Raw genomic sequence first — 6,726 nt, 5'->3', positions numbered from 1 at the left:
CGACGGCGCGCAGGAGGGCCCGCCCACCGGGCTCGGCGGGCTCGCCACCCTGCGCGAGCGCGTGGCCGGCGAGGGCGGCGAACTCACGGTGGAGCGCGAGGACGGACGGTTCCTGACCGCCGCCAGCTTCCCGCACACGGCCGCCGGCGCCTCCCCCCTGCCGCACCGCCCCGCACCGACACGGAAGGACGACCGATGACCACCGTGGTGCTCGCCGACGACGAGGCCCTGCTCCGCAAGGCGCTGGCCGCGCTGCTCCCCATGGAGGGGGAGATCACCGTGCTCGCCGAGGCGGAGGACGGGGAGGAGGCCGTGGAGGCCACGCTCCGCCACCGGCCCGACGTGCTCGTCGTCGACCTGGAGATGCCCGGGACGGACGGGCTCGGGGCCGTCGCGGCGATCCGCCGGGAGCTCCCGGACCAGGTGATCCTCATGCTGACCCGGCACGCCAGGCCCGGGGTTCTGCGCAAGGCCCTGCGGCTGGGGGTCCAGGGCTTCGTCAGCAAGTCGGCGGAGCCGGCGCACATCGCCTCGGTCGTCGCGACCCTGCACGGGGGCAAGCGGTGGATCGACCCGGACGTGTCCGCGCTCGCCGTCATCGACGACTGCCCGCTCACCGACCGGGAGGTGGACGTCCTGCGGGCGACCGGCGAGGGGTACTCGGCCGCCGACATCGCCGCCCGGCTGCACCTGGCGGAGGGCACGGTGCGCAACTACCTCTCGAACGCCATGCAGAAGACCCAGACGCGCACCAGGCACGAGGCGGCCAGGTACGCGCGCGAGCACGACTGGCTGTAGCGGCCCGGACGGACACGCCCGCGGTTCCGGCGGGCACGGCCGCCGTCGGGCGCCCGCCCGGGACCGGACCGTGCCCGCGGCCCCGGGCGTCGGGAGCCGGGCAGGGTGGGGGAGGCGGAGCGCGCCGGTCCGCACACCGGAACCCGGCCGCCCCCGGGTCGTGGACCCGGGGTTTCCCGTTCCCCGGGCGGGTGCGCCGCTCCGGAGGGCGAACAAATACCGAACAGCCGGACAAGCCGCTCGGGGGCCGCGGGGAAAACGGGGAACCTGGCCGACCAGGTCGTCGTCAGGGGCATGGCCAACGCCAGATCGACTCCACATCGTGATATCACAAACACAGAAAGTAGCGATGTCGGCCGTTTGCGGTCTCCCGTGACCGGCCGCACCGCCTCCGACCCGTCACTCCGCGGCCGCTCTCGCCCGCTGTCCGTCGCCCGACCCGCCCGAGCGCGGCACAGCACCCGCGGACCGTTCGGCATCACGCCCCGCGACCGGCCCCGGTCGATATCCCTGAACTCGTGGAGAAGACACCCTTGACCCAGATCTGCCGTCCCCCGGTGTCACCGGGGCGCGTCACACCTCCGTCCGGCACTTCCCACCGGGCGCCGCGGCGGCACCGCGACGCCTCCTCCGAGACCCGCACGCGTCCGCTACGCCGCACCCGCCGCGACTCCGCCGCGAGGGGGGCGCTCCGTGAAGCGTGAGGCCGTCGTCACCGGCGTGGGCGTGGTCGCTCCCGGGGGCATCGGCGCCACCGCGTTCTGGGACATGCTCACCGCGGGTCGCACCGCCACCCGGGGCATCACCCTGTTCGACCCGGCGGGCTACCGCTCCCGGATCGCCGCCGAGGTCGACTTCGACCCCGCCGCGCACGGCCTGGACGAGCAGCGGACCGCGCGCATGGACCGGTACGTCCAGTTCGCCGCCGTCGCAGCCGCCGAGGCCCTGGCCGACAGCGGCGCCCCACTGGCCGGCGTCCCGCCCTGGCGCGTCGGGGTGAGCATGGGCACGGCGGTCGGCGGCACCACCCGCCTGGACCGGGAGTACGCGGTGACGAGCCGCGGCGGCGCGGACTGGGTGGTCGACCACACCGCCACCGCGCCCCACTCGCACCTCGCGCTGATGCCGAGCACGCTCTCCGGGGAGATCGCGGAGCTGGTCGGCGCCCGCGGCCCGGTGCGCACGGTCTCCACCGGGTGCACGTCCGGGCTGGACGCGGTGGGCTACGCCGCCCAGGCCGTCGAGGACGGCCTCGCGGACGTGGTCGTCGCCGGGGCGGCCGAGTCGCCGATCTCGCCCATCGCCATGGCCTGCTTCGACGCCATCAAGGCGACGTCGGACAGCAACGACGACCCGGGGCGCGCGTCCCGGCCCTTCGACCGCCACAGGAACGGCTTCGTCATGGGCGAGGGCGCGGCCGTCCTCGTCCTGGAGGAGGCGTCGGCCGCGCGGCGGCGCGGCGCCCGCGTCCGCTGCCGGGTGGCGGGCTTCGCCAACCACGGCAACGCCTTCCACATGACCGGCCTGCGGCGCGAGGGGACGGAGATGGCGCGCGCCGTCACCACCGCGCTGGACCACGCCCGGCGCTCCGCCACCGACGTGGACTACGTCAACGCGCACGGGTCGGGGACCGTGCAGAACGACAGGCACGAGACCGACGCCGTCAAGCGCGCGCTCGGCGAGCACGCCCGCCGGGTCCCCATGACCTCGATCAAGTCGATGGTGGGGCACTCGCTCGGCGCGATCGGCTCGATCGAGCTCGTGGCCTGCGTCCTGGCCATGGACACCGGCGTGGTCCCGCCCACGGCCAACCTGGCCACACCCGACCCCGAGTGCGACCTCGACTACGTCCCGGTGACCGCGCGCGAGCACAGGACCGACGTGGTGCTGTCCGTGGGCAGCGGTTTCGGAGGGTTCCAGTCGGCGGTCGTCCTGGACCGGGGAGAGTGAGGAGCGGCCATGACCATGGTGATCACGGGCCTGGGCACGGTGTCCCCGGCGGGAACGGGCACCGACGCCTACTGGGCCGCGCTGGTGGAGGGGCGGACGCTCCTGACGCCGATCCCCGACGTCGGAGCCCGGGGCTACCCGGTCCGCCTGGGCGGCAGGGTCCCCGGGTTCGACCCGTACGAGCACATCGAGGGCCGCTACGTCGTCCGGACCGACGCGTTCAGCTGGTTCGCGATGGTGGCCTCCGACGAGGCCCTGCGTGACTCGGGGGTCGACGTCGCCGCCGACCCCTACGCCACGGGGGTGCTCATCTGCAGCGGCAGCGGCGGCAACGAGTTCGGCCAGCGCGAACTGGCCGCCCTGTGGGGGCGGGGGCCGGAGTTCGTCGGCCCCTACCAGTCCATCGCCTGGTTCTACGCGGCCAGCACGGGCCAGGTGTCGATCAGCAACGGCCTCAAGGGCATGTGCGGTGTGCTGACCACGGACGAGCCGGGCATGCTCGACGCCCTGGGGCAGAGCCGGCAGGCGCTCCGGCGCGGAACCCCGGCGATGCTGGTCGGCGGCAGCGACGCGGCGCTGGGCTCGCCGTTCGCCCTGGCCACCCAGCTGGGCAGCGGGGTCCTGAGCGAGGGCGGCGACCCCGGCACGGCGTACGCGCCCTTCACGGAGGGGGCGTGCGGCTTCGTCCCGGCGGAGGGCGCGGCCGTCGCGCTGGTGGAGGACGCGGCCACCGCGCGGGCGCGCCGGGCCAGGGTGCGGGCCGTCGTCGCGGGCCACGCGAGCACGTTCGGCGGCGTCGGCGCGTTCGACCCCGGCGGTGAGGGCCTCCTGCGCGCGGCCGAGGAGGCGATGCGCCGCGCCGGGGTGGGCCCGGAGGGGGTGGACGTCGTCTTCGCGGACGCCGTCGGCCTCCCCAAGGCCGACGCCGACGAGGTCGCGGCGCTGCGGCGGCTCTTCCCCGACGGCGTGGCCGTCACCGCGCCGAAGGCGGGCTTCGGCCGGGCCTACGCCGGGGCCGGCGCCCTGGACGTGGCCGCCGCGGTGCTGAGCCTGGAACACCAGGTCGTTCCCCCCACCCCCCACGTACCGGACGCGCCCCTGGGCCTGGACCTGGTCACCAGGGTCGCCCGCCCCGCACGCCTGCGCTCCGCGCTGGTGCTGTCCCGGGGCGTGGGCGGCGGGAACTCCGCGCTCGTCCTCCAGCATCCCGACCACGTCTGACACACGACAACAAGGAGACCCATGGCCGAGAGCCGCATCACGATCGAGGAACAGGTGGAGCTGATCTCCGCCTGCGCCGGGATCAGGACCGACGTCGAGACGGCGTCCTCGCAGACCTTCGACGAGCTGGGGGTCGACTCCCTCGGCGTCCTCGGCATCGTGGCCGAGATCGAGCGCCGCACCGGCCTCAAGCTGGGCGCCGACGCGGAGCAGGCGCCCTCCCCCGCCGCACTCATGGCCCTGGTCAACGGGGACGTCCCCGCCCACATGGAAGGAGCGTGACGGCCGTGCCCTCGCGTACCGAGAACAGCATCGTCATCGACGCCCCCCTCGACCTGGTCTGGGAGATGACCAACGACCTGGGCGAGTGGACCGGTTTCTTCCCCAAGTACGCCGAGGTGGAGGTCCTCGAGAGGGAGGGGGACACCGTCCGGTTCCGGATCACCAAGTTCCCGGACGACCAGGGCCGCGTGTGGAGCTGGGTGTCCGAGCGCGTCATGGACCGCGCCGCGGGCGAGGTGCGCGCCCGGCGCGTGGAGACCGGGGCGTTCGAGTTCATCAACCTGCACTGGACCTATGAGGAGGTCTCGGGCGGGGTCCTCATGACCTGGCGCAACGAGTTCACCATGAAGCCCGACTCGCCCTACAGCGACGAGCAGATCACCGCCAACATCAACCGGGAGGCCCCGGTCGAGATGGGGCTGATCAAGAAGAGGGTCGAGGCGAGGGCGATGGCGATGGCGGAGAACCCCGTCGCCTGACCGGGTCCGGGCCCCGGGGCCTTCGGAACGGCGCGGCCCCGGCGGTCGCGCCGGCGCCCGGAGGCCCCCGCCCCCGCCGGGCCGCAGGACGGCCCGGCGGGACGGGCCGGGTCAGCGGCGGTGTCCGGGGGCCCGCGCCAGCACCGCCTTCTGGAGGGCCTCCAGGGGACCGGTGCGGAACCGGCGCAGCCACAGCGTGGAGGCGGTGAGGAGCAGCGCGCACAGCGCCGCCCACAGGCCCATCACCCACCAGGGGCCCGAGTCGGCGAGGCGGGTGGCCAGGCCCAGGCCGAAGCCGTGGAGGACCAGCACGCAGACGAGGTTCTGCGCCACGTAGCCGCTCATGGCCGTCCTGCCGAGGGACGACACCGCCGTGACCGCGCGGCCCCCGGGGTTCGCCCGGTCCAGCACCCAGCCGACCGCGCCGATCACGCCGAGCGCCACCACCGGGGCGGCGACGTAGCGGTCCAGGAGGGCCAGCCCGGGCCCGGCCAGGGTCGTGGCCAGGTTGAACGGCACCCCGACGCCCAGGCCCCACACGAGCAGGCGGCCCCGGATGCGGCGGCCGGCGGCGTCGTCCCCGAAGGCCCCGGCGCGGAACAGCCGCACGCCCAGCAGGAACATGAACACCATCAGGGCGAAGGTGAGGATCGGCTCGGCCCGGAAGAGGAGCACGTGGTCGAGCCGGAAGGCGACCTGGTCCAGGTAGCTCCCGTGGGCGTAGAGGTCCACGACCTCGGGCGGGGTCTCCCCTCCCGCCGCGGCCGGGTCGAGGACCATCACCGCGGTGAGGAGCCCGATGAGGGCCGCGTGCAGGGCCGCCGCCGTCCACATCACGGCGTCCCGCGCCCTCCGGGAGCGGGTCAGCAGCCAGGCGACCACCAGGGACGTGACCGCGTAGCCCATGAGGACGTCGGCGGCGAAGACCAGGGTGAAGTGCACGAGGCCCTCGGTGAACAGGAACAGCGCCCGCCACTTGTAGGGGCCGGGCCAGCGCTCCCCCCGCCGGGCCGCCGAGCGGAACTGGATCGCCAGTCCCACGCCGAACAGCAGGGTGAGCAGGGCGAGGAACTTGCCGTTGGCGAGGAAGAGGAACAGCCCCTCCCCCAGGGAGGCCGCGGACGGCGACTCCCGGAAGTCGGCGAGGGTGCCGAGGGACTGCGCCCCGAACAGGAAGCTCGCCTCGGAGCCGGGGGCGGTGAACAGCCACACGTTGGTGGCGAGGGTGCCCATGATGGCGACGCCCCGGAGGACGTCGAGCAGGGGGAGGCGCGCCCCCGCCCGGGCGGGGGTCCCGGTCTGCGGATCGGTCGTGGTCATGCGGACATCCCAGCTCTCGGTCGGACGTGGGTCACGAGCTCTCGGGGTCCGTGAAGAGCCGGTCGACGTAGGTGGTGAGGGAGGCGAGGACCGGGGCCTCGGCGAAGTCCCCGCCGGTGACGAGGTGGTGCACGGTCAGGCCGTCCACGAAGGCGACGAGGGCGGCGGCCTCCGCGCGGGCGCCCGTGCCGGGCGGCAGCTCGCCCGCCCGCAGGCCCTCGCCGAACGCCTGCTCGAACGCGTCGACGAGCTGCCGCGTCGTGGCCCTGTGCAGCCGGGACATCTCCGCGTCGGCCATGGTGGCCGGCAGGAACTCCAGCCAGACGGTGAGTTCCAGGCGCCGCTCGTCGTCGAGGGGGAGGAGGGTCTCCGCCGCGCGGAGGACCCACTCCCGGACGGTGGCGGGCCCCTCGCCCGCGGCGAGTGCCAGGAGGCGGGCCTCGCCCTGCTTGTACATGTACTCCACCCCGAACCGGAGCAGCTGGGACTTGGTGCGGAAGTAGCTCTGCACCAGCCCGACCGACACCCCGGCCTCGTCGGCGACGTCGGCGAGGGTGGTCCTCGCCAGCCCCCGCCTCCCCACCGAGCGCAGGAGTGCCCGGGCGACCTGTCGTCGCCGCTCGTCGTGGTCCGCCGTTCTCGCCATGAAAAAATAATACGACACTATTTTTAATAT

Annotated in this window: 7 protein-coding genes and 1 pseudogene; 6 read left to right on the top strand and 2 right to left on the bottom strand. The window is 74.5% G+C overall.

The window, feature by feature from the left end; all coding sequences use genetic code 11:
- The 6 genes and pseudogenes from ACFQBR_RS30800 to ACFQBR_RS30775 form a co-directional block, all read left to right on the top strand.
- Nucleotides 1-199: pseudogene (locus ACFQBR_RS30800) on the top strand (sensor histidine kinase); the annotation flags it as partial.
- Nucleotides 196-798: a response regulator transcription factor gene (locus ACFQBR_RS30795; RefSeq protein ID WP_267946887.1), complete on the top strand. Its 603-nt coding sequence runs from the start codon at nucleotides 196-198 to the stop codon at nucleotides 796-798. The pseudogene ACFQBR_RS30800 and the gene ACFQBR_RS30795, both read left to right, overlap by 4 nt.
- Nucleotides 799-1,491: 693 nt before the next feature.
- A complete protein-coding gene (locus ACFQBR_RS30790) occupies nucleotides 1,492-2,748 on the top strand; it encodes a beta-ketoacyl-[acyl-carrier-protein] synthase family protein (RefSeq protein ID WP_344182418.1) in 1,257 nt (418 codons plus the stop codon).
- A 9-nt stretch (nucleotides 2,749-2,757) separates the two neighbouring features.
- The gene (locus tag ACFQBR_RS30785) at nucleotides 2,758-3,969 is read left to right on the top strand and encodes a beta-ketoacyl synthase N-terminal-like domain-containing protein (protein ID WP_267946889.1); all 1,212 of its coding nucleotides are present in this window, start codon (nucleotides 2,758-2,760) and stop codon (nucleotides 3,967-3,969) included.
- Nucleotides 3,970-3,990: 21 nt separating this feature from the next.
- The gene (locus ACFQBR_RS30780) at nucleotides 3,991-4,251 is read left to right on the top strand and encodes an acyl carrier protein (protein WP_267946890.1); all 261 of its coding nucleotides are present in this window, start codon (nucleotides 3,991-3,993) and stop codon (nucleotides 4,249-4,251) included.
- Nucleotides 4,248-4,730 carry an SRPBCC family protein gene (locus tag ACFQBR_RS30775; protein ID WP_267946891.1) on the top strand — a complete coding sequence of 161 codons (483 nt, stop codon included), beginning with the start codon at nucleotides 4,248-4,250 and terminating at the stop codon, nucleotides 4,728-4,730. The genes ACFQBR_RS30780 and ACFQBR_RS30775 overlap by 4 nt, the downstream gene beginning before the upstream one ends.
- 111 nt (nucleotides 4,731-4,841) lie before the next feature.
- Here ACFQBR_RS30775 and ACFQBR_RS30770 read toward each other — a convergent pair whose 3' ends face one another.
- Nucleotides 4,842-6,050, bottom strand: coding sequence for a DUF418 domain-containing protein (locus ACFQBR_RS30770; RefSeq protein WP_344182414.1), 1,209 nt, complete (start codon nucleotides 6,048-6,050; stop codon nucleotides 4,842-4,844).
- A gap of 31 nt (nucleotides 6,051-6,081) precedes the next feature.
- Complete coding sequence (locus ACFQBR_RS30765) at nucleotides 6,082-6,696, bottom strand: TetR/AcrR family transcriptional regulator (protein WP_344182412.1); 615 nt, start codon at nucleotides 6,694-6,696, stop codon at nucleotides 6,082-6,084.
- Nucleotides 6,697-6,726 lie beyond the last annotated feature (30 nt).

Source organism: Nocardiopsis tropica (genome assembly GCF_042660575.1).
Taxonomy (GTDB): Bacteria; Actinomycetota; Actinomycetes; order Streptosporangiales; family Streptosporangiaceae; genus Nocardiopsis; species Nocardiopsis tropica.
The sequence above is the reverse complement of the archived record's forward strand: the minus strand, read 5'-3'. Positions and strand labels throughout refer to the sequence as shown.